This window comes from Agrobacterium larrymoorei (genome assembly GCF_037722385.1).
In the GTDB taxonomy this organism is placed as follows: domain Bacteria; phylum Pseudomonadota; class Alphaproteobacteria; order Rhizobiales; family Rhizobiaceae; genus Agrobacterium; species Agrobacterium larrymoorei_C.
In genome coordinates, this window is the sequence record NZ_JBBKAQ010000018.1 from 110,240 (window position 1) to 131,644 (window position 21,405).

Here is a 21,405-nt window from a genome sequence, read left to right on the forward strand (position 1 = left end):
GCCGGCTTGGTTCAGCGCGTGCCGAAGAGAGCCGAGCCAACTCGCACGCTGGTGGCACCAAACTCGATAGCCGTCTCGAAATCGCCGGACATGCCCATGGAGAGTTTTTCCACGCCGCATTCCTTGGCGAGCTTTGCCAGCAGCGCAAAATGCGGGCCGGGGTTTTCGTCGGCTGGCGGAATGCACATCAGGCCTTCGACGGTCAGCTTCAGCTCGTCGCGGCAGAGCTTGACGAAGGCCGCGGTCTCTCGCGGATCGAGCCCTGCCTTTTGCGGCTCCAGCCCGGTATTCACCTGCACGTAGACGCGAAGCGCCTTGCCCTGCTTGGCGCATTCGTCTGCAAGCGCGCGGGCGATCTTCTCGCGATCGACGCTTTCGATCACGTCGAACAGGGCCACGGCATCGGCGGCCTTGTTGGATTGCAACGGACCGATCAAATGGAGCTCGATATCCGGTGTCTTTTCTGTCAGCGCTGGCCATTTGCCCTGGGCTTCCTGGACACGATTTTCGCCGAAGACGCGCTGACCACAATCGATGACTGGCTGAATTGCGTCATCGTCGAATGTTTTCGAAACGGCGACCAGTGTCACATCGGCTGGCTTTCGCCCTGCCTTCTCGGCTGTGTTAGCAATCCGCTCGTTGATGTCGGCAAGACGGGCTTCGATGTCCATGGGAAACCTCTGTTCTATCTCAGACTGTGTTGTGTTCGTCCTAGAGCCGGCGACGCTTGATGCCAAGCGTGATTGTCACCATTTAAGCGGTGTATTCCAAGTTTGCGCCCCCTAACGCCCTGCAAAACTTGACGCATCGGTCGTTTCATGGTGAAGGTCACCGCGCATTACCCCCTCGATACCCGGATTTCAGAAGTATGGCCATCGAACGTTATAATCCTCGCGACGCCGAGCCGCGCTGGCAGCAGCAATGGAACGAAGACAAGGTCTTCGTGACAGACAATAGCGACAGCCGTGAGAAATATTACGTCCTCGAGATGTTCCCGTACCCATCCGGTCGCATCCATATGGGCCATGTACGCAACTATGCGATGGGCGATGTGGTTGCCCGTTACAAGCGTGCGCGCGGCTACAACGTGCTGCACCCCATGGGTTGGGATGCATTCGGCATGCCGGCCGAAAACGCAGCCATGCAGAACAAGGTGCACCCGAAGGACTGGACCTACCAGAACATCGCCACCATGCGCGGCCAGCTGAAATCCATGGGTCTGTCGCTGGACTGGAGCCGTGAATTTGCGACCTGCGACGTGGATTATTACCACCGTCAGCAGTCGCTGTTCATCGACTTCATGCAGAAGGGCCTGGTCTATCGCAAGCAGTCCAAGGTCAACTGGGACCCGGTCGACCACACGGTTCTGGCCAATGAGCAGGTGATCGACGGTCGCGGCTGGCGCTCCGGTGCGCTGGTCGAACAGCGTGAACTGACGCAATGGTTCTTCCGCATCACCGATTTCAGCCAGGATTTGTTGGATTCGCTGGACGAACTGGATCAGTGGCCGGAAAAGGTCCGCCTGATGCAGAAGAACTGGATCGGAAAGTCTGAAGGCCTGTCGTTGCGCTGGCAGACGGTGGCCGCCACCGCGCCAGAAGGTTTCGACGACATCACCGTCTACACGACGCGTCCGGACACGCTGTTTGGCGCCTCATTCCTGGCGATTGCTGCCGATCATCCGCTGGCGAAAGCGCTGGCTGAGAAGAATGCAGAGATTGCTGAGTTCTGCGACGAGTGCCGTCGTCAGGGCACGTCTCTGGCAGCTTTGGAGACCGCTGAGAAGCGCGGCATGGATACCGGCGTCAAGGTCGTGCATCCGCTGGATTCCTCCTGGGAGCTGCCTGTCTACATCGCCAACTTTGTGCTGATGGATTACGGCACCGGTGCGATCTTCGGTTGCCCATCGGGCGACCAGCGCGACCTGGACTTTGCCCGCAAATATGGTCTGCCCGTGGTCCCGGTCGTCATGCCGGAAGATGGCGATGCGGCAAGCTTTAGCGTCGGCGATACGGCCTATGTCGATGACGGCGTGATGATCAATTCCCGCTTCTTGGACGGCATGAAGACAACTGACGCGTTTGAGGCCGTCGTGACCAAGTTGTCGCAACAGGTTCTTGGCGATGCGCCACAGGCCGAGCGCAAGGTCAATTTCCGCCTCCGCGACTGGGGCATTTCGCGCCAGCGCTATTGGGGGTGCCCAATCCCGGTCATCCATTGCGAAGTCTGCGGCGTCGTTCCCGTTCCGAAGAAGGATCTGCCAGTCAAGCTACCCGACGACGTCACCTTCGACGTGCCGGGCAATCCGCTTGATCGTCATCCGACATGGCGTCACGTCGCCTGCCCGCAATGCGGTCACGATGCGCGGCGCGAAACCGATACGATGGATACGTTCGTCGATTCCAGCTGGTACTTCACCCGCTTTACCGCCCCTTGGGAAGATCAGCCGACCGATCCGAAGGTCGCCAATCGATGGCTGCCGGTCGATCAATACATTGGCGGTATCGAGCACGCGATCCTGCATCTCCTCTATTCCCGCTTCTTCACCCGCGCGATGAAGGAAACCGGCCATGTGGACGTGAAAGAGCCTTTCAAGGGTCTGTTCACCCAGGGCATGGTGGTGCACGAGACCTATCGCCTCGGCGAAGGCCAGAACGGCCAGTGGGTTGTGCCGGCAGATATCCGCATCGAGGATGTCGATGGCAAGCGTCGCGCCTATATGCTGGAGAGCGGTGAAGAAGTTACGATCGGCTCCATCGAGAAGATGTCGAAGTCGAAGAAGAACGTGGTCGATCCGGACGATATCATTGCCTCTTACGGTGCCGATACCGCACGCTTCTTCGTGCTGTCCGATAGCCCACCGGATCGCGACGTGATCTGGTCGGAAGCCGGTGTCGAAGGTGCGCATCGTTTCGTCCAGCGCGTCTGGCGCATCATCGGAGAAGCGGCAGACGAGCTGAAGGCGGTCAATGCGGCGCCGGCAACGGCAGGTGATGGCCTGGCAATCTCCAAGGCAGCTCACAAGACGCTGAAGGCCGTGCAGGACGATCTGGACAAGCTCGCCTTCAACAAGGCCATTGCTCGCATTTACGAACTAGTAAACGCGCTGGCCGGCCCTTTGTCAGAGGTTGCCAGTGGCGGCAAGGGCAATGATGTGAAGGCTGCTGCGCGTGACGCGGTGGAAATTCTCATCCGCATGATTGCGCCGATGACGCCGCATCTGGCGGAAGAGTGCTGGAAGGTGCTTGGCAATTCCGGCTTGGTCGCACAGGCGGCATGGCCGGTCTTCGTGCCTGCGCTGGTCGAAGAGAACGAAGTTGTCTTGCCGATCCAGATCAACGGCAAGAAGCGTGGCGAATTGACAATCGCCCGCGATGCGGATCAAGATACCGTCCGCGCCGCCGTGCTGGAACTGGATGCCGTCAAAGCGGCGCTTGCCGGTTCAGAGCCGAAGAAGATCATCGTGGTTCCACAAAGGATCGTGAACATTGTTGTTTGATGCCTATTCCAGATGGGGCCGCATAGCCGCCGCAGTGTCTGTCGTCGTTTTGTCCGGTACGCTCGCAGGCTGCCAGGTTCGTCCGCTCTACAGCGTGGAATCGGGAACGCGTGAGAAGCTCGCGTCCGTCAGCTTCGCGTCGGCCAGCGACCGCATCACACAAGAGGTGCGCAATCACCTGATCTTCCTCGCTTACGGCGGGGAAGGGGCACCGACGAAGACGGACTACCAGGTCAAACTCGTGGTGTCGTCCAGCGCTACCTCCACCGAAGTGACGAACGACACCAGCCTGTCGGTCGGCAAGAGCAACTATGAGGGTCCTTACCCAGGCCGTGTGACCATGACCGGTCAATATGTGCTGACGCGCATGTCCGATGGTCAGGTGCTGCGCTCCGCCAAGCGCACCGTGACAGCCATGCTGGACCTGCCGCAACAGGAATTCGCCAAGATCCGTGCGATCCGCGATGGTGAAAACCGTGCGGCACGTGAACTGGCTGAGATCATCCGCACGGATATTGCCGCCACGCTCAGCCGATAAGCTGCGATCATGACGGAAATCAAGTCCCATGAATTCGAACGCTTCGCCGATAATCCGGCGGAGCGTTTTCGCATTTTCGTTCTCTACGGACCGGATCGCGGCCTGGTCTCGGAACGTGCTTCGGTGATTGCTGCAAAGACCGGCATCGATCCCAATGATGCTTTCGCCTCGCTGAAATTAGCCGTGACCGACCTTCAGGGCGATCCTGGGCGGCTTCTGGATGAGGTCAATGCGATCGGCCTCTTCGGAGGCGAAAAGCTCGTCTGGGTCAAGGGTGCGGCGAATGAGAAGCCGCTTGTCGATGCACTTCAGGTGCTGGCCGACAACCCGCCGGAAACCAGCTTTCTCATCATCGAGGCGGGGGATCTCAAAAAGGGCACGGGGCTTCGCAAGATCGCCGAGCCATCGCGCGCCATTGCCGCCATCCCCTGCTATGCGGATGATGCGAGATCGTTGAACGCGCTGATCGATCATGAGCTTGCCGATGAAAATCTGAGGATCACGCCTGCGGCACGCCAGCGGCTGATCGAATCGCTTGGCGGCGATCGCATCGCCTCGCGCAACGAGGTGAAGAAGCTGGCTCTTTACTGCCGCGGCCGGGATGTGATCGAGGAAGACGATGTTGCCGCGATCATCGGCGATGCAAGTGCGGTGTCTGCCGACGATGCCGTCGATGCGATCCTGAAGGGCGACCGCAACGCCTTCTTTCACGCCACGCAGAAGATCATATCATCCAAGACGCCGATTTTCCTGGTGCTGCAGGGGTGCCTGCGCCAATTCCAGTTGCTCGATCAGATGCGAGCGGAAATGGATGAGAAGAAGCTGCAGGCCGGGCAGGTGATGCAGACGCTCGGGCGCGGCATCCATTTTCGCCGCAAGCCGGTGATCGAGCGCGCGTTGCGCACATGGCAACCAGCAGCGATTGCCAGAGAGATGAACCGGCTGCAGTCGGCGATCCTGCAAAGCCGCCAGCGCCAGAGCCTGGAGGAGAGCGTGGCACTCCTGACGCTGCTTGCTACAACCCTGCAAGCGGGTAGGGGCAGCTAAACGTTCAACGACCCAGAGACATGAAAAAGCCTCCGCGGCAGATACCGGGAGGCTTTTCGAATTCGCGATAAGTGGACTTGTATCAGTCGCCCTTGCCAGGCTCGGCGGAGAAATAGAGGTCGAGCTTACCTTCGACGCCGTCCATCTCCTTGGCCTCCGGAAGCGGATCGCGCTTGACGGTGATATTCGGCCAAATGGCAGCATATTCGGCGTTAATCTTCAGCCACTTGTCGAGACCCGGTTCGGTATCCGGCTTGATCGCCTCGGCGGGACATTCCGGCTCGCACACGCCGCAATCGATGCATTCGTCGGGATTGATGGCGAGGAAGTTTTCGCCTTCGTAGAAGCAATCTACAGGGCAGACTTCAACACAGTCGGTGTATTTGCAGCGAATGCAATTATCGGTCACGACATACGTCATGAAGAACTCCAGAATATGCAGGCCGGGTCAGTGGCTTTCGAACACAAGCCTTCGCCCGGAATTCAGACAGGGCATTTTCGCAAGTGAGGTAATGCCTTTATGACAAGATGGCAAGGACAAAGGATGCTGAAAAAAGGCAGCGACGTAGTCGTTTATTCTAATCGTCCGCGTTCTCGGCATCGGAGATGAACCTGTCCAGCGCCCGGCGTTCTTTCTTGGTCGGGCGACCGCTTCCGGGCATACGGACGGCCTGCTCGAGCAGGGTCATGTGATCCTTGGGTTCGCGTGGCGGGGTCTGATCGTCATAGAGCAGTTTGGCTTCTTCGTAAGGCCCGCGGCGCTCGCCCGGCGCTTTGACGATGAGAATGCGGTCCATTCTCTCAATCGCGATGTCCAGTCTGTCACCGGTTTTCACCATGTGGCTGGACTGGCGCACGAGCGCGCCGTTCACCTTGATATTGCCCGACTGGATGTAGCTCTGGGCAATCGATCGGGATTTGGCCATACGGGCGAAGAACAGCCACTTGTCGAGGCGCTGACGCCCGGCTTCCAGTGGCTGTTCCTTATCACCCATGGGCTTACTTCTTCAGCTGCTCCTTGAGAGCAGCGAGCTTTGCGAAAGGCGAATCCGGATCCATCGGCTTTTCCTTGCGCGGTGGCTTGGCTTCGAAACGCTGCTGACCCTGCGGCTTGCCACCGCGATCATTGCGTTCAGGACGGTCCTTGTGCTCGCCGCGATCGGGACGATCGCCGCGGTTGTTGCCGCGTGCCTTGTTATCCGGACGTCCGCCTTCGCGCTTGCGATCACCATCACGGTTGCCGTCGCGATTGGCGTTCTGGCGGTTGCCGGGACGGCCTTCGCCGCCCTCACGACGTTCGCCCTCGCCACGGCTACCGGCGTTGCGGTTGCCAGGACGACGGTTGTCGCTGCGCTGGTTGTCGTTTCGGCCACCGGGGCGCCACAGAAGAACCGGCTTCGGCTCGGTATTTTCAGCCGATGCCTCGTCAGACTTTGCTTGCTCAGCAGTGGCTTCCTCGGACTTTGGCTCTTCAGCCGCTACCTCTGCTTGCGTTTCGGCAGGAGTTTCCTGTTCAGGTGCATCGGAAGCATCGGCATCGTCGCCTGCAGCCTCCTCAGCCGGTGCCGCATCCGTCGCGCTCGCCTTCGCAGCATCACCGCTCTGGGCGGCGAGGAAGGTTGCTGCTTCTTCTGCAGAGACCTGGTCGGCGCGGTAGCCGAGACCCTTCAGGATCTCTTCCATATCGTCCAGCGTCGCACCGAGGATCGACAGCATCGCCGTGGTGGTGGTGAAGCGGCGACCGTCATAGGCGCCTTCAGGGCGCGGCTGCTGGCCTGGCTTCCACTGCAGCAGCGGACGGATGAGGTCTGCCAGACGCTCGAGAATATCGATGCGCACGGCGCGCTTGCCGAGGAAACGGAAGCCAGCGAGCTTGTAGAACATGCGTTCGAAGCCGGGATCGGTGACAACCGAGGTACGGCCAGCGGCCAGAATCGGGATGAGATCACCATAGCCCGGCTTGCCGAGACCGTCATTCTTCAGCGCCCAGAGCAGCGTCACGAGTTCGGCTGGAGCCGGCTTCAGGAGTGCGGGCAGGAAAACGTGATAGGCGCCAAAGCGGATGCCATAACGGCGCATCGAGGCGCGAGCATCCTGGTCCAGCGTCTTGACCTCATCGGCCACGTCACGACGGAAGAGGATGCCGAGATTTTCGACCAGCTGGAAGGCGAGACCCTTGGCAAGACCCTGCAGGTCTTCGGCGCGCGAAATATCGTCGAGCGGCTTCAGAACCGTTGCGATCTGGTGATTGACGAAGCGCTCGATGCGAGCCAGCGCGTGATCGCGCGCATTGCCGCTCAGCTGCTCGTCGGCCAGCATGATGACGCGCGGCTTCATGATGTTGTCGCCGGCAGCCAGACGCGCCACGGGCTCACCGAGCCAGCGGACGAGACCGTCCGAGCTCAAGGCGAGGTCGCCATTGCCACTGGCATGAAGACGGGCGGCACGCGCCTCATACTCCAATGCGAGCGCCTTTTGCGCTGCCGCCTGTACGGCCTTGGCATCTGGACCTTCGGTTCCCGAAACCGGAGTGAACCGGAATCCCGCCAATTGACCGACATGATGTCCTTCTACGAAGACATCACCATTCACACTGATTTCAGCTTCAAGCATCGCATTCTCTCTTAGGCGCCTCATGAGCACAGATGTCCTGCGATCAACAAAGCGTTTCGTCAACCTTTCATGTAGAGCATCGGACAATCGATCTTCGATTTCCCGTGTCTTTTCTTGCCAGTGTGTCGGATCGGCAAGCCATCCTGGGCGGTTGGATACATACGTCCATGTTCTGATCTGCGCAATCCTGGCAGAGAGCGTGTCGATTTCACCATCCGTCCGGTCGGCGCGGCGCACCTGTTCGGCCATGAAAGTCTCATTGACCGTGCCACGTTTGACGAGATCGAAGTAGAGCGTCGAAATCAGATCGGCATGTTGTGCAGGCGCGATGCGGCGATAATCCGGCAAAGCGCAGGCTTCCCACAATCTTTCCACGCGCTCCGCCGTCGTGGTGACATCGATGATCTCGGGATAGCGACCAAGATACTCCAGCGCCTGCTGATCGATCGCAGGCAACGCGCGCGACAGGCCCTGTACCGTGGGCGCTGCATCGAGGCTCGCCTGGAGATTTCTGATGGACGAGAAATCGAAATTCTTCGTGCGCCACTGCAGCACTTTGACTGGATCGAACTCATGTGATTCGATCCGTTCCACCAACTCATCGTCTAGCGGATCGACGCGACCGGTGACGCCAAAGGTGCCATCGCGCAAGTGGCGCCCTGCTCGACCGGCGATCTGGCCCATTTCAGCCGGGTTGAGATTGCGGAACTGATAGCCGTCGAATTTTCGATCCTGGGCAAAGGCCACATGATCGACATCGAGGTTCAGGCCCATGCCGATGGCGTCGGTCGCCACCAGATATTCCACATCGCCATTCTGGTAGAGGCCGACCTGGGCGTTGCGGGTGCGCGGCGACAGCGCGCCGAGAACCACCGCCGCACCACCACGCTGACGACGCACCAGTTCGGCAATCGCATAGACCTCGTCGGCCGAGAAGGCGACGATCGCTGTGCGCTGCGGCAGGCGGGTGATTTTCTTCGAGCCCGCATAAAAGAGTTGGGAGAGGCGAGGGCGCTCAACCATGACGATGCCGGGTAGCAGCTTCTCAAGGATCGGCCGCATGGTTCCGGCACCCAGAAGCAGCGTCTCTTCCTTGCCGCGCAGATGCAGAATGCGGTCGGTGAAAATATGGCCGCGTTCCAGGTCGCCTGCGAGCTGAACCTCGTCGATGGCGACGAAGGCGGCATTGGTTTCGCGCGGCATCGCCTCCACGGTGCAGACGGAATATTTGGCGCGGGGTGGGGAAATCTTCTCTTCGCCGGTGATCAGCGCGACATTGTTGGCGCCCACCTTTTCTACCAGCCGCGTATAGACCTCGCGCGCCAGAAGGCGCAGCGGCAGGCCGATGACGCCACTTCCATGCGCCACCATTCTCTCGATGGCATAGTGGGTCTTGCCGGTATTTGTCGGTCCAAGAACGGCCGTTACACCGCGGCCGCTCAAGATCATGGGGCGAAAATTCAACGTACTATCCGCGAAAACGACGAAATTCAGACTTCTCGGGTACGGCGTGAGGGCACCCGCATTTCAGTTGTCTCACACATGGCAATCGCCGGGGGCAAACGCAAGGACGAAAGCGCCTATCATCGGCATCGCCCCTTATTTGACCGCTCATATGGCCAGCCAGAATCGCTTTTTTCGTGAGAAACGCCAAAGGCGCAAGATTCGGAACAGGTTGAGAACGAATCAGAGACGAATCGCTGACTCTATAGGATTCAGTCTTTGTTCACGGCAAGATATGGCTGTCATGGCTGCAAAAGCCACCAGATGCTGAATCAGGGGACGCTACACAATGATGCTGGCTATAGAGGCTGCCCTGCCAGCAATTTCGGCCCATTGCGATCTGATGTGCCGGCCGCCTGTCCAATGAAATAGGATTTTAGCGCTGGGATCCGGTCGACTAGGCCAAGTCCAAAATCGCGTGCAATGCGGATCGGCCCGACGTCGTTGGAGAACAGACGGTTCAGCACGTCGGTGGTCACACCCATGCGCACGGTGTCGAAGCGGCGCCAGGACTGGTAGCGCTCCAGCACATTGAGTGAGCCGATATCGAGCCCGATGCGGTCTGCCTCGACGACGGTTTGTGCCAGCGCTGCCACATCCTTGAAGCCAAGATTGAGACCCTGGCCGGAGATCGGGTGGATACCGTGGGCCGCGTCGCCGGCAAGCGCAATGCGAGGTGCCACAAAAGCGCGGGCAAGCGTCAGGCCAAGCGGGAAGGCGCGGCGCGGACCAACAGGGCGGATGGGTCCGAGCTTGTGCCCGAAGCGTCGCTCAAGCTCTTCTTCGAAGATAAGATCGTCGGAGGCAACGAGGCTGTCGGCATCAGCGGTGCGCTCCGTCCATACGAGCGACGAGCGGTTGCCCTTAAGCGGCAGGATGGCAAAGGGACCGGAAGGCAGAAAATGCTCTTCCGCGCAGCCATTGTGCGGCCGCTCGTGTTCCACAGTCGTAACGATGCCCGACTGATCGTAAGCCCAGTGAACAGTCTTGATGCCGGCCATGTCGCGAAGCGCCGACTTGACACCGTCGCAGGCAACGAGCAGACGCGTTTCCAGAGACGAGCCATCGGAGAGCGAAATCAGGTTGCTTTGCGGACCGGCGGAAAACCCGGTGACACTGAGACCGTGTCGGATTTCAACACCGAGCCGCTCGCACAGCGCCCTGAGAGCACCGACCATCGCGACATTCGGCACCATGTGCGCAAAGGGCTGGCCTTCTGCCACGTCACCGTCGAAGGTCAGAAACACGGGGCGAACGGGATCTGCCGTGCGCGAATCCGTTACGATCATTTTGTTGATTGGCTGGGCTTCCGGTTCCAACTCTTGCCAGATGCCGAAGACATCCAGCATGCGGCTGGCAGCAGCAATGATGGCGGAGGCGCGGACATCCTTCTTCCAGACGTCTTCAGGCGCGGCTTCGATGACCTGTACGCCCAGATGCGGTGCTGCCTGCTTGATGGCGACGGCAACGCTTAGGCCCACATATCCGCCTCCGGCGATCACGACATCAAGCATTGGGTCTCTCCTGCGCCTTGCGTTCTTGTGCATATTCTTTCTGCATTATAGACCATCCCATCACGTCTTCATACAGCCGGAGCATGCCGAAATGTCGCATCCTTCTCATTCATCAAGCCCGATGGAAAATCTTCTCGCCACGCTTGATCTTGAAAAGCTTGAAGAAAATCTCTTCCGCGGCACCAGCCCACAGGTCGGATGGCAGCGCGTCTTCGGTGGTCAGGTCATTGCACAGGCACTGATGGCGGCACAGCGAACGGTGGATGCGGACCGCTTTATCCACTCGCTCCATGCCTATTTCATGCGCCCGGGCGATCCTCTCGTGCCGATTGTCTATCAGGTCGATCGCATTCGCGACGGGGCAAGCTTTGCCACGCGGCGCATCGTCGCCATCCAGCATGGCCATGCCATCTTTTCCATGTCCGCCTCGTTCCAGATCGAGGAGGGTGGATTTGATCATCAAAGCCCGATCCCGAACGTGCCGCAGCCGGAGAGCCTGATGAGCGAAGCGCAGTTGCAAGAGGCATTTCTTGCCAATGCACCGCCTGCGATTCGCAAATACTGGGAGAACAAACGGCCGATCGAAATCCGCCCTGTGTCGCTAACGCATTATATCTCCAAGGAAAAACTCGATCCGAAACAGGACATCTGGGTGCGCGCCGTCGGCGAGGTGCCGGATGACAGGCATTATCAGGCAGCGGTTCTCGCTTATCTTTCCGACATGACACTGCTCGATACGTCACTGTATGCCCATGGAACGACCATCTTCGATCCGACCATCCAGGTTGCGAGCCTTGACCACGCCATGTGGTTTCATCGCCCGTGCAAATTGGAGGACTGGCTGCTCTACACGCAGGACAGCCCTAGCGCGTCCGGTGCCCGCGGATTGACCAGAGGCAGCCTTTTTACACGCGAAGGCGTTCTCATCGCCTCCATGGCGCAAGAGGGGCTGATTCGCAAACGAGCAAATGACTAAAAAATACTCATTTTCAAAAAATCGCCCATAAATTGTTCGCCTAAAGTGCGAACAATTGCCCGTTTTGCGGCCTCATCATTTATAATCATTACTTTTCAATAACTTATTTCCCGCGTGCGCAAACTGGCACGGCCTTTGAATATAGAGTGGCAGTCGCTGTTACTGATCTGCCAGCGGCAAGGAGAGTCGGCTCCATGCCGAGCACAAACAAAGGATGGGAAACCAGATGAAAATTGTGATGGCCATTATCAAGCCGTTCAAGCTGGATGAGGTGCGCGAGGCTCTCACCGCCCTCGGCATTCAGGGCCTGACCGTCACCGAGGTCAAGGGTTACGGACGTCAGAAGGGACATACCGAGATCTATCGCGGTACCGAATATGCGGTCAGCTTTCTTCCGAAGCTGAAGATCGAGATCGCGGTGGCGTCCGACGTGGTGGAAAAGGCAGTCGATGCGATCGCATCCGCGGCCAAGACGGGGCAGATCGGCGACGGCAAGATTTTCGTCTACTCGATTGAACAGGCAGTGCGTATCCGCACCGGCGAAACGAACACAGAAGCGCTTTAAAGCTCGGCTGACAGGGGAGTCCTCACATTATGAACTTCAAAAAAATTTCCACACTCAGCGCGTTGAGCGCCGGTGCGGCAGCCCTCCTGGCGCCGGTCATGTCACTCGCCCAGGATGCCGCCGCTCCGGCCGCAGCAGCCGTTGCAGCCGTTCCGGACAAGGGCGACACCGCCTTCATGTTCCTCTCCACCCTTCTCGTGCTGTTCATGGCGGTGCCGGGTCTCGGCCTGTTCTACGGCGGTCTCGTTCGCGCCAAGAACATGCTTTCCGTTCTCATGCAGTGCACGGTCATTGCTGCGACTGTCATGATCGCCTGGGTAGCCTATGGCTATTCCTTCGCTTTTGGTGGTTCTGAGAGCCCCTTCTTCGGCGGCTTTGCCAAGCTTTTCCTCGCTGGCGTGACCAAGGACACGACTGCTGCGACCTTCTCTCAGGGCGTCGTCATCCCCGAATACATCTTCGTGATGTTCCAGATGACCTTTGCGGCACTGACACCAGCGCTGATCATCGGTGCCTTTGCAGAACGCATCAAGTTCTCGGCTTCGGTTCTCTTCTGCCTGCTTTGGGTTACCTTCGTTTACTTCCCGATCGCTCACATGGTCTGGGACGCAAAGGGCTATCTCTTCGGCCTCGGCGCACTTGATTTTGCTGGCGGCACGGTCGTTCATATCAATGCCGGTGTTGCAGGTCTCATCGGTGCGGTCATGGTCGGCAAGCGTACTGGCTACGGCAAGGACATGATGGCTCCGCACTCCATGACGCTGACCTATGTTGGCGCTGCCATGCTGTGGGTCGGCTGGTTCGGCTTCAATGCTGGTTCCAATCTTGAAGCCTCCGGCGGCGCGATGCTTGCAACCGTCAACACCTTCGTTGCTACGGCTGCTGCCATTCTCTCGTGGTGCGTGGTCGAAAGCTTCACGCGTGGCAAGGCTTCCATGCTCGGTGCTGCTTCGGGCATGATCGCTGGTCTCGTCGCCATTACGCCTGCTGCCGGCATTGCCGGTCCAATGGGCGCGATCATCATGGGTCTGCTCGTATCCCCGATCTGCTACTTCTTCGTCTCGGTGGTAAAGAACAAGTTCGGTTACGACGATACGGCTGACGTCTTCGGCGTTCACGGTGTTGGCGGTCTCTTTGGCGCGCTCGCAACCGGTATCTTCGCAAGCGCATCGCTCGGTGGCGTTGGTTACGCCGGCGAACAGACCATGGCTGGCCAGTTCATGGTCCAGGTGCAGGCGGTCGTCATCACCATCCTGTGGACGGGTATCGGCTCTGCGATCCTCTACAAGATCGTCGACATCATCGTTGGTCTACGTGTGCCGGTCGAAGCCGAACGCGAAGGTCTCGACCTCGCATCGCACGGCGAAGCTGCTTACCACAACTAAGGTCACTCGGGAGCCGTTTGCGCACTCGAACCTTGCTTCATCGAAGCCCGGCGATCGTCTCTCCGGGCTTCTTCTTTCAGTGCGCTCAGCTTGGTAAACGACTTTTCCCGTGGTTAATGCCGCATTAACCACCATGCCGCTATTTTGCCCTGTCATCCCTGCTTCGGTCACGAGGCTCCGGAAACACTAAGGACGACAGGTTCAACATATGGGCAGAGTGAATTCTCCGACATTCGAGGGCCGCGACAACCGCTTCGTGCTGACGGCATTCGTCGTGCGACAGATCATGGCGCTGTGTGGCTTTGCCGTTCTGGCAGCATTGGCGCTGGGCGTGACCGCACTTGCGACCTGGAATGTGGCCGACCCCAGTCTCTCCTACGCAACCTCGAACGAACCGACCAATCTGCTTGGACATAGCGGCGCGATCTTCGCCGATATCATGATGCAGTTTCTTGGGCTGTCGTCACTGATCGCTATGCTGCCCACTCTGTCCTGGGCCTTCGTGCTGATTTCCGGTCGTAAACTCACCCGTATGCCGACCCGCCTGATGGCCTGGATTGCCGGTGCATTTATCGCCTCCGCCTCACTTGGATGCTTTCCGGCGCCGCAGACCTGGCCACTTCCAAACGGCATTGGTGGCGTGATCGGTGACATGATCTTGCGCTTTCCTGCACTCTTCCTCGGCGCCTATCCGACAGGCACCGCAGCGACTGTTCTCGGCGCGATCCTGGCGGTACCCGCGGCCTGGCTGATGCTTGTCGCTTCCGGCCTGCTCGGTGCTTTCGATCAGGATGCGGAGGAGCCCTTTGCGCCACAGGCTGCCACCAACAGCAAGGCTCGCAAGGTTCAGGAGATCGAAGAGGATGATGAGGATGACGGTGAGAGCTTCTTTGCCAACTTCCTCGCATTCGGTGCGCTAACCCATTACTGGTACATCACCCAGGCGAGGCTTCGCCGCATCTTCGGCCTGAAGCCCAAGTCGCTCGCCAACGAATTCGAACAGCCCTATGACTTCAACGATTACGAGTTCGGCACGCTGAATGAGCCATCGCGACTGAAGACTGCCATCAATCGTCTGGAGCGCGCAGAGCCATCCTTCGAGGAACGGGCTGAAGCGCGTGCGCGCGGACAAGCACCATCGGTTTCTCGCGACGATCTTGACGAGCCGTCCTTCGATGACGAAGACAGCCTGCCGGATGGTATCCTCTCTGGGGATGCACCTTTCGCTGCTCGACCCGCACCGGGAACCCCGACGCGTATTACTGCGCCACCTCCGCGGCCGAAGCCGAGCGAACGCGTCGCACGCGAGGCACAAACCTCGTTCATCTCGCCGGACGGCTTCCAGGTTCCGTCGATCCATCTGCTGGCCGAGCCAAAGAATGTCGTGCGCGACAACACGCTGAATGAAGATGTGCTGGAGCAGAATGCCCGTCGTCTCGAAGGCGTCCTGGAAGACTTCGGCGTCAAGGGCGAGATCATCCATGTGCGTCCCGGTCCCGTGGTGACGCTTTATGAGCTCGAACCTGCACCGGGCATCAAGTCTTCGCGCGTCATCGGTCTGGCGGACGATATTGCCCGGTCGATGAGCGCAATTGCCGCGCGCGTCGCGGTCGTCCCTGGCCGCAATGCCATCGGCATTGAGCTTCCGAACCGCACGCGCGAGACGGTGTTCTTGCGCGAACTCGTCGGCTCGCGCGATTTCGAAAGCAGCAAGGCGAAATTGCCCATGGCGCTTGGCAAGACGATCGGCGGTGAAGCCGTCATCGCCGACCTTGCCAAGATGCCGCATCTTCTCGTAGCCGGTACCACCGGCTCGGGTAAGTCGGTCGCGATCAACACCATGATCCTGTCGCTCGTCTATCGCATGACGCCGGAACAGTGCCGCCTGATCATGATCGACCCGAAGATGCTCGAACTGTCGATCTATGACGGTATTCCGCATCTGCTCTCGCCCGTCGTTACCGATCCGAAGAAGGCCGTCGTCGCGCTGAAATGGACCGTGCGGGAGATGGAAGAGCGCTACAAGAAGATGTCGAAGATCGGTGTCCGCAACATCGATGGCTTCAACACCCGCGTTCAGCAGGCGCTCGACAAGGGCGAAGTGCTGACCAGAACGGTGCAGACCGGCTTCGATCGCCAGACGGGCGAAGCGATGTATGAGACGGAAGAGTTCGATCTGAAGCCATTGCCCTATATCGTCGTCATCATCGACGAAATGGCCGACCTGATGATGGTCGCGGGCAAGGACATTGAAGGTGCTGTGCAGCGTCTGGCGCAGATGGCGCGCGCCGCCGGTATTCACGTCATCATGGCCACGCAGCGTCCGTCGGTAGACGTCATCACCGGTACGATCAAAGCCAACTTCCCGACGCGCATTTCCTTCCAGGTCACCTCCAAGATCGACAGCCGTACCATCCTTGGCGAACAGGGTGCCGAACAACTGCTCGGTATGGGCGACATGCTTTACATGGCGGGCGGTGGACGCATCCAGCGCGTACACGGACCGTTTGTCTCGGACAATGAAGTCGAAGAGATCGTTTCCTACCTCAAGACGCAGGGCTCGCCCGACTATCTCGAAGCGGTCACCGAAGAGGATGAAGACGAGGATGGGGGCGGCCCTGCCGGCACCGGCAACATGGCTGAATCCGACGATCCTTACGATCAGGCCGTGGCTGTCGTTCTGCGCGATGGCAAGGCCTCGACATCCTACGTCCAGCGCAGGCTCGGCATCGGTTACAACCGCGCTGCCTCATTGATCGAGCGGATGGAACAGGAGGGAATTATCGGCCCTGCAAACCACGCCGGAAAACGCGAAATTCTCGTGCCAACAGAGAATGATTAAGCCCCACGTGCCGCCATGCTCCACCTTCGGTTGGTCCTTGAGGCGGAGCGCGTAGCTCAAGGTTCGGCAGCCGCAACCAGGCGTGGGCTTTCAGCGTTATAGCGCGTGCTCCATGTCATGAAGCCGCCGTGTTTTTTCGGCACATGGGATGCGATGAAGGAGAACAGAATGAAGAATACCCGCCCGGTCGTTTCCGCTCAGCATCCCAGCTTTGAAAGCAGCATGACACGCCGAGGCGTGATGACGCTGTTTTCGGCAGCGGCGGCCTCTTTGGCGCTTTCGCCGATTGCCGCTCTCGCGCAGGGCGCAGGAGATGGCGTGACGGCGCAGAAGATCGCCAACCACTTCTCGTCGGTCAAGACGATGATGGGCGAGTTCGTCCAGTTCGGCCCGCGCGGCGAGCAGACAGGCGGCAAGTTCTACATTTCGCGTCCCGGCAAGCTTCGCTTCAACTATGAAGACCCGTCGCCCATGCGCGTCATTGCGGATGGCCGCAACGTCGTGATCGGCAACATGAAGCTGAAGACATGGGACATCTACCCGCTGTCCAAGACTCCGCTCAGCCTGCTCTTGGCCGACAAGATCGATCTCAGCAATCAGAAGGTCCGCAGCGTCAAGGAAGAGTCCGATCTGATCACAATCGTTCTCGGTGACAAGAGCATTTTCGGCGATTCAACGATTACGCTGATGTTCGATCCGAAGACCTTCGATCTTCGCCAGTGGACGACGACAGACGCGCAGAACAAGGATACGACCGTCATGATCTTCAACGTTCAGACGGGCGTGAACCTCGACGACAAGGTCTTCAACATCAACTACGAAGAGGTTCGCAAACGCGGTTGACCTCGGGGCCGCAGAAAGCGTTTCCAGTTTTCTGCCCTCTTGTTATAAGCCTGCCTCTACAGCATCGGTCCGAAAATCGAATTCGAATTTCGGAAAAGCGATGCGCAGTTCAAGGTAAAGCGTCGTACGCCGAATAGGACACACGACGCTCAAGCCGCATCGAACGGAGCGTGAGGCATGACTTTCTCGATAACCACCTGGAACATCAACTCGGTGCGGCTGCGCATGCCGATCGTCGAGCAATTTCTGGTGCGTTACAAGCCGGACATTCTCTGCCTGCAGGAGACGAAGTGCCCGAATGGCGAGTTTCCGCTGAAGCCCCTGCGGGCACTCGGTTACGAGCACATCATCATTCACGGTCAGAAGGGCTATCACGGCGTTGCGATCGCTTCGAAGCTGCCGCTCACCGAAGATCATCGCCAGGATTATTGCGGGGTAGGCGACGCCCGCCACATCTCCGCTCTGGTGCAGGTGGGTGCCCGACGCATCCGCCTTCATAACTTTTATGTTCCGGCAGGGGGCGACGAACCGGACCGGTCGATCAATCCGAAGTTCGGCCACAAGCTCGATTTCGTCGAGGAGATGAAGGTGCTGAGCGCCGACAGCATGCCTGGCACCTCATCGATCCTAGTCGGTGACTTAAACATCGCTCCGCTGGAGAACGATGTCTGGTCGCACAAGCAACTGCTGAAGATCGTCAGCCACACACCTGTCGAAACGGAAGGCCTTCTTGAGGTGATGAAGCGCGGCAACTGGCTGGATCTGATGCGGCTCAACGTGCCGGACGCGGAAAAGATCTACACCTGGTGGAGCTACCGTGCCAAGGATTGGGAGGCTGCCAATCGCGGCCGTCGCCTCGACCATATCTGGTCGTCGCAGGATCTAGGTCCATCGCTCGATCGTATCGAGATCCTCAAGGAAGCCCGCGGCTGGAACCGCCCCTCCGACCATGTGCCGGTGACAGCTCACTTCAAGTTCTAAAGCATGTCGCGCGAAAGTGTGCAGCGGTTTCGCGATAACGACATGCGGCAGAAGAAGGAGTTCAAAGCGCAAGGAGCGAATCTGAAAGATAGCGACACGCTTGAACTGGGAAGCTCAGAGAAAGCGGTTGCGCATCTCAGCCGCGCTGGTCGCAAGCGCTGCGATATTGCCGCGGATACGTTCGGACACGACGTCCGCCACATCCGGAAATTCTTCGATCATGCGATGAAAGAGGATGCGGGTGATGCGAATGACTTCGGAATCTTCCCTTGCGACTGCGGTAAACTTGCGTTCGCAAAGGGTAAAGAGCGCCAGCTCTGAGAGGAGGCAACCGCTGCCGACAGTCGCCTGGACGCCGCGCTTGCCGTCGCGTTCTTCGGTCCACAGATCGAAGCTTCCATGACAGACGACGAAACCGCACTCGGCGGGCGAGTGCTGGCGAAACAGCATGTGCCCTTCGGCAATGCGTCTTCTTTCTGCTCCGAAGGCGATCAGCCGCAACTGGTCTTCGCTGAAACCTTTAAACAGCGGCACCTGGGCGAAAAGCTTGATATCGTCATTCAACGCCATGGGCTGGTCCACCTGGGAAATGCAAGTCGGTCGCCGCGCTCCCAGATTTGAGGCAGCACGGTTAAAGCCGTTTTCGACCAATGCGGACCCTAAGACAAGAGCCGGTCACCAAAATAGCCCTAAAGGCCACCCGGCAAGCAACGCTCTTACGGCACGATCTTGTAGCCGCCGTTCTCAGTCACGAGGATTTCGGCGTTGGAGGGGTCGCGTTCTATCTTCTGGCGAAGACGGTACACGTGGGTTTCCAGCGTGTGGGTGGTAACGCCGGAATTGTAGCCCCAGACCTCTTCCAGCAGCACGTCGCGTGTGACGACGGCGCTGCCAGCGCGGTACAGGTAGCGAATGATCGCCGCTTCCTTTTCCGTCAGACGGATCTTCTTGCCGTCCTCCGTGGTCAACAGCTTCTGGCTCGGCTTGAACTGGTAAGGACCGACGGTGAAGACCGCGTCTTCGCTTTGCTCGTATTGGCGCAGTTGCGCGCGCACGCGTGCAAGCAGCACGGCAAAGCGGAAAGGCTTCGTCACATAGTCGTTCGCACCGGCCTCAAGACCAAGGATCGTGTCGGAATCCGTGTCGTGTCCAGTCAGCATGATGATGGGGGATTTGAAGCCGTTCTTGCGCATCAGCTTCACTGCCTCGCGTCCGTCCATATCCGGCAGGCCCACATCCATGATCAAAAGATCGACCTGAGTGGATTTCACCGTCTGGATAGCGGCATTGGCGTTCGCACCCGTCAGAAGCGAGAACTCGTCATAGGGCGAAAGTTGTTCGGCAAGGGTGTCGCGCAGATCGTCGTCGTCATCAACAAGAAGCAATGTACGGGCCGTCATAGAGTACCTTCGCCTTTCTCTTTTAATTTTCGAACCAATTCAGCGGTTTGCACGCTTCGCGTCAACCCTTGTGCCGCAATAACGGCGTGCTATGACGTCAGGGTGAAGCATCTTCAAAGCAAAATCTCGTGAAAAAGAGTGATGACCAGAAAGATTGAATCCAGAACGTCACTCCCCAAGCTTCTCGTCCGTCCCTCGCCATTGAATGCAAGTCGAGCGATCGTTCAGCTTGGCCATTTAACGTTTCAGGCTGCGATTGGTCGCAGTGGACGCACCGTTTTCAAGCGTGAGGGCGATGGCAAAACGCCTATCGCTCAGATGCCATTGCTTCATGGCTTCATCCGTGGGGAGCGCATGCGTGCCGTGCAGACGGCCCTGCCGTTACGCCGCGCCGTCCAATCGATGCTGTGGTGCGACGCGCCAAGCGATCCGAACTACAATCGGCTGGTAAGGGCGCCGTTCAAGCCAAGCCATGAAGAGATTTGTCGCGCCGATGGTCTCTATGACGTCTGCCTTGTGCTCGACTGGAACATCAGGTCCAGGCAGCGCAATCGCGGCTCTGCCATCTTCATGCACATGATCCGCCCAGGCTACGAGCCAACGGCGGGCTGCGTCGCGCTTCATCCCCGAGACATGCGGCGTCTTCTGCCACATCTTCGTGCGGGGCAAATTATCCAGGTTCTATAATAGCTTGTTTAAAGATTGTTGTGTCGAGAGATGCTCAACACAGAATGGCCATCTTTGCGAAACAAACAAAAAACCCGCCACGAGACGGGCGGGTTCTTTGACATTCTGCAGGTGAAAAGCCTTACGCGGCTTCTTCTTCCGGCGCATCGTCTTCTTCGACGGCCTTGCCGCGCTTGGGGCCCTTGTTGAGATTGACTTCAACGAGGCGAACGGCTTCGGTTTCGGACATCTTGTTCACGGCTGCGATTTCGCGCGCCATGCGATCGAGAGCAGCTTCGTAAAGCTGACGCTCGGAGTAGGACTGCTCAGGCTGGTTCTCGGCACGATAGAGATCGCGAACCACTTCCGCGATTGCGATCAGATCGCCGGAATTGATCTTTGCGTCGTATTCCTGCGCGCGACGCGACCACATAGTCCGCTTGACGCGCGCCTTGCCCTGAACAACCTTCAGCGCACGCTCGACGAAATCACCTTCGGACAGCTTACGCATGCCGATGCTCACAGCCTTGGCAACAGGTACCTTGAGGCGCATCTTGTCTTTCTCGAAATCGATGACGAAGAGTTCGAGCTTCATGCCCGCGACTTCCTGTTCTTCGATTGCGGAAATGGTACCGACACCGTGAGCGGGATAAACGATCGCTTCTCCGGTTTTGAAGCCGTGGCGCGCTGGAGATTTCTTCTGCTGGGTCGTCATTCGTTCTTTAAACTCCCTGTTACATACACCCGGGGGTTTCCGGGGTCGGGTCGGTCAGGCCCGGATGAGACGGGGGCAAGCCGTCAGGTGACTCCGAACTGGTCCAGCCGAGCACGCAAAAAGAAACCATCTCGCAGGCCCGGGATCGACAACACAAAAGTGGGATATGTCACGGAAACCGCGTGCAATTGATGACTTGCTTTCGAGGTGTTTTAGGGCACGATAGTGCCGCGCTGTGGATCAGTTTTTTCTGTCTACCACAAAAATAGGTGGAAATCAATAATTTGCTTCCACCGTGGCGACTGAGTCACAACAAGG

Annotated in this window: 18 protein-coding genes; 10 read left to right on the forward strand and 8 right to left on the reverse strand. The window is 58.6% G+C overall.

Going from position 1 to position 21,405, the window contains the following annotated elements; translation table 11 throughout:
* Positions 1–11 precede the first annotated feature (11 nt).
* Complete coding sequence (locus WKI41_RS16885; protein WP_340194638.1) at positions 12–671, reverse strand: YggS family pyridoxal phosphate-dependent enzyme; 660 nt, start codon at positions 669–671, stop codon at positions 12–14.
* Positions 672–868: 197 nt separating this feature from the next.
* On the opposite strand from WKI41_RS16885, the gene leuS reads away from it, so the two are divergent.
* The 3 genes from leuS to holA are packed head-to-tail and all read left to right on the forward strand — an operon-like array spanning position 869 to position 5,084.
* Entirely contained in the window at positions 869–3,499 is a 2,631-nt protein-coding gene (gene leuS / locus WKI41_RS16890; RefSeq protein ID WP_340194639.1) for a leucine--tRNA ligase, read from the forward strand.
* Positions 3,489–4,037 (forward strand): LPS assembly lipoprotein LptE, encoded by a 549-nt coding sequence (locus WKI41_RS16895; protein WP_340194640.1) that lies wholly within the window; start codon positions 3,489–3,491, stop codon positions 4,035–4,037. The genes leuS and WKI41_RS16895 overlap by 11 nt, the downstream gene beginning before the upstream one ends.
* 9 nt (positions 4,038–4,046) lie before the next feature.
* A complete protein-coding gene (holA, locus tag WKI41_RS16900; protein ID WP_340194641.1) occupies positions 4,047–5,084 on the forward strand; it encodes a DNA polymerase III subunit delta in 1,038 nt (345 codons plus the stop codon).
* Positions 5,085–5,166: 82 nt separating this feature from the next.
* Here the strand turns inward: holA and fdxA are convergent, their stop codons facing one another.
* The 4 genes from fdxA to WKI41_RS16920 form a co-directional block, all read right to left on the reverse strand.
* Positions 5,167–5,505 (reverse strand): ferredoxin FdxA, encoded by a 339-nt coding sequence (gene fdxA / locus WKI41_RS16905; protein WP_062444698.1) that lies wholly within the window; start codon positions 5,503–5,505, stop codon positions 5,167–5,169.
* Between the two features lie 157 nt (positions 5,506–5,662).
* Positions 5,663–6,079 carry an RNA-binding S4 domain-containing protein gene (locus WKI41_RS16910; RefSeq protein ID WP_340194642.1) on the reverse strand — a complete coding sequence of 139 codons (417 nt, stop codon included), beginning with the start codon at positions 6,077–6,079 and terminating at the stop codon, positions 5,663–5,665.
* Positions 6,080–6,083: 4 nt separating this feature from the next.
* Positions 6,084–9,146 (reverse strand): helicase-related protein, encoded by a 3,063-nt coding sequence (locus WKI41_RS16915; RefSeq protein ID WP_340194835.1) that lies wholly within the window; start codon positions 9,144–9,146, stop codon positions 6,084–6,086.
* A gap of 353 nt (positions 9,147–9,499) precedes the next feature.
* Positions 9,500–10,747, reverse strand: coding sequence for a ubiquinone biosynthesis hydroxylase (locus WKI41_RS16920; protein WP_340194643.1), 1,248 nt, complete (start codon positions 10,745–10,747; stop codon positions 9,500–9,502).
* A gap of 58 nt (positions 10,748–10,805) precedes the next feature.
* On the opposite strand from WKI41_RS16920, the gene tesB reads away from it, so the two are divergent.
* The 6 genes from tesB to WKI41_RS16950 all read left to right on the forward strand — a co-directional run bounded on the left by tesB (position 10,806) and on the right by WKI41_RS16950 (position 18,306).
* Positions 10,806–11,690 carry an acyl-CoA thioesterase II gene (tesB, locus tag WKI41_RS16925; RefSeq protein WP_340194644.1) on the forward strand — a complete coding sequence of 295 codons (885 nt, stop codon included), beginning with the start codon at positions 10,806–10,808 and terminating at the stop codon, positions 11,688–11,690.
* A 214-nt stretch (positions 11,691–11,904) separates the two neighbouring features.
* Positions 11,905–12,255 (forward strand): P-II family nitrogen regulator, encoded by a 351-nt coding sequence (locus tag WKI41_RS16930; protein WP_062424736.1) that lies wholly within the window; start codon positions 11,905–11,907, stop codon positions 12,253–12,255.
* A 29-nt stretch (positions 12,256–12,284) separates the two neighbouring features.
* Entirely contained in the window at positions 12,285–13,640 is a 1,356-nt protein-coding gene (locus WKI41_RS16935) for an ammonium transporter (protein ID WP_340194645.1), read from the forward strand.
* Between the two features lie 208 nt (positions 13,641–13,848).
* Positions 13,849–16,482, forward strand: a complete 2,634-nt coding sequence (locus WKI41_RS16940) for a DNA translocase FtsK (protein ID WP_340194646.1) — start codon at positions 13,849–13,851, stop codon at positions 16,480–16,482.
* A 117-nt stretch (positions 16,483–16,599) separates the two neighbouring features.
* The gene (locus WKI41_RS16945; RefSeq protein WP_340194647.1) at positions 16,600–17,325 is read left to right on the forward strand and encodes an outer membrane lipoprotein carrier protein LolA; all 726 of its coding nucleotides are present in this window, start codon (positions 16,600–16,602) and stop codon (positions 17,323–17,325) included.
* A gap of 177 nt (positions 17,326–17,502) precedes the next feature.
* A complete protein-coding gene (locus WKI41_RS16950) occupies positions 17,503–18,306 on the forward strand; it encodes an exodeoxyribonuclease III (RefSeq protein ID WP_340194648.1) in 804 nt (267 codons plus the stop codon).
* Positions 18,307–18,420: 114 nt separating this feature from the next.
* Here the strand turns inward: WKI41_RS16950 and WKI41_RS16955 are convergent, their stop codons facing one another.
* The gene (locus WKI41_RS16955) at positions 18,421–18,876 is read right to left on the reverse strand and encodes a cyclic nucleotide-binding domain-containing protein (protein ID WP_340194649.1); all 456 of its coding nucleotides are present in this window, start codon (positions 18,874–18,876) and stop codon (positions 18,421–18,423) included.
* A 146-nt stretch (positions 18,877–19,022) separates the two neighbouring features.
* Positions 19,023–19,706 carry a response regulator transcription factor gene (locus WKI41_RS16960; protein WP_340194650.1) on the reverse strand — a complete coding sequence of 228 codons (684 nt, stop codon included), beginning with the start codon at positions 19,704–19,706 and terminating at the stop codon, positions 19,023–19,025.
* 141 nt (positions 19,707–19,847) lie between these two features.
* On the opposite strand from WKI41_RS16960, the gene WKI41_RS16965 reads away from it, so the two are divergent.
* Complete coding sequence (locus tag WKI41_RS16965) at positions 19,848–20,393, forward strand: L,D-transpeptidase family protein (protein WP_340194651.1); 546 nt, start codon at positions 19,848–19,850, stop codon at positions 20,391–20,393.
* Positions 20,394–20,514: 121 nt separating this feature from the next.
* Here the strand turns inward: WKI41_RS16965 and WKI41_RS16970 are convergent, their stop codons facing one another.
* The gene (locus tag WKI41_RS16970; protein WP_027673546.1) at positions 20,515–21,087 is read right to left on the reverse strand and encodes a CarD family transcriptional regulator; all 573 of its coding nucleotides are present in this window, start codon (positions 21,085–21,087) and stop codon (positions 20,515–20,517) included.
* Between the last annotated feature and the right edge of the window lie 318 nt (positions 21,088–21,405).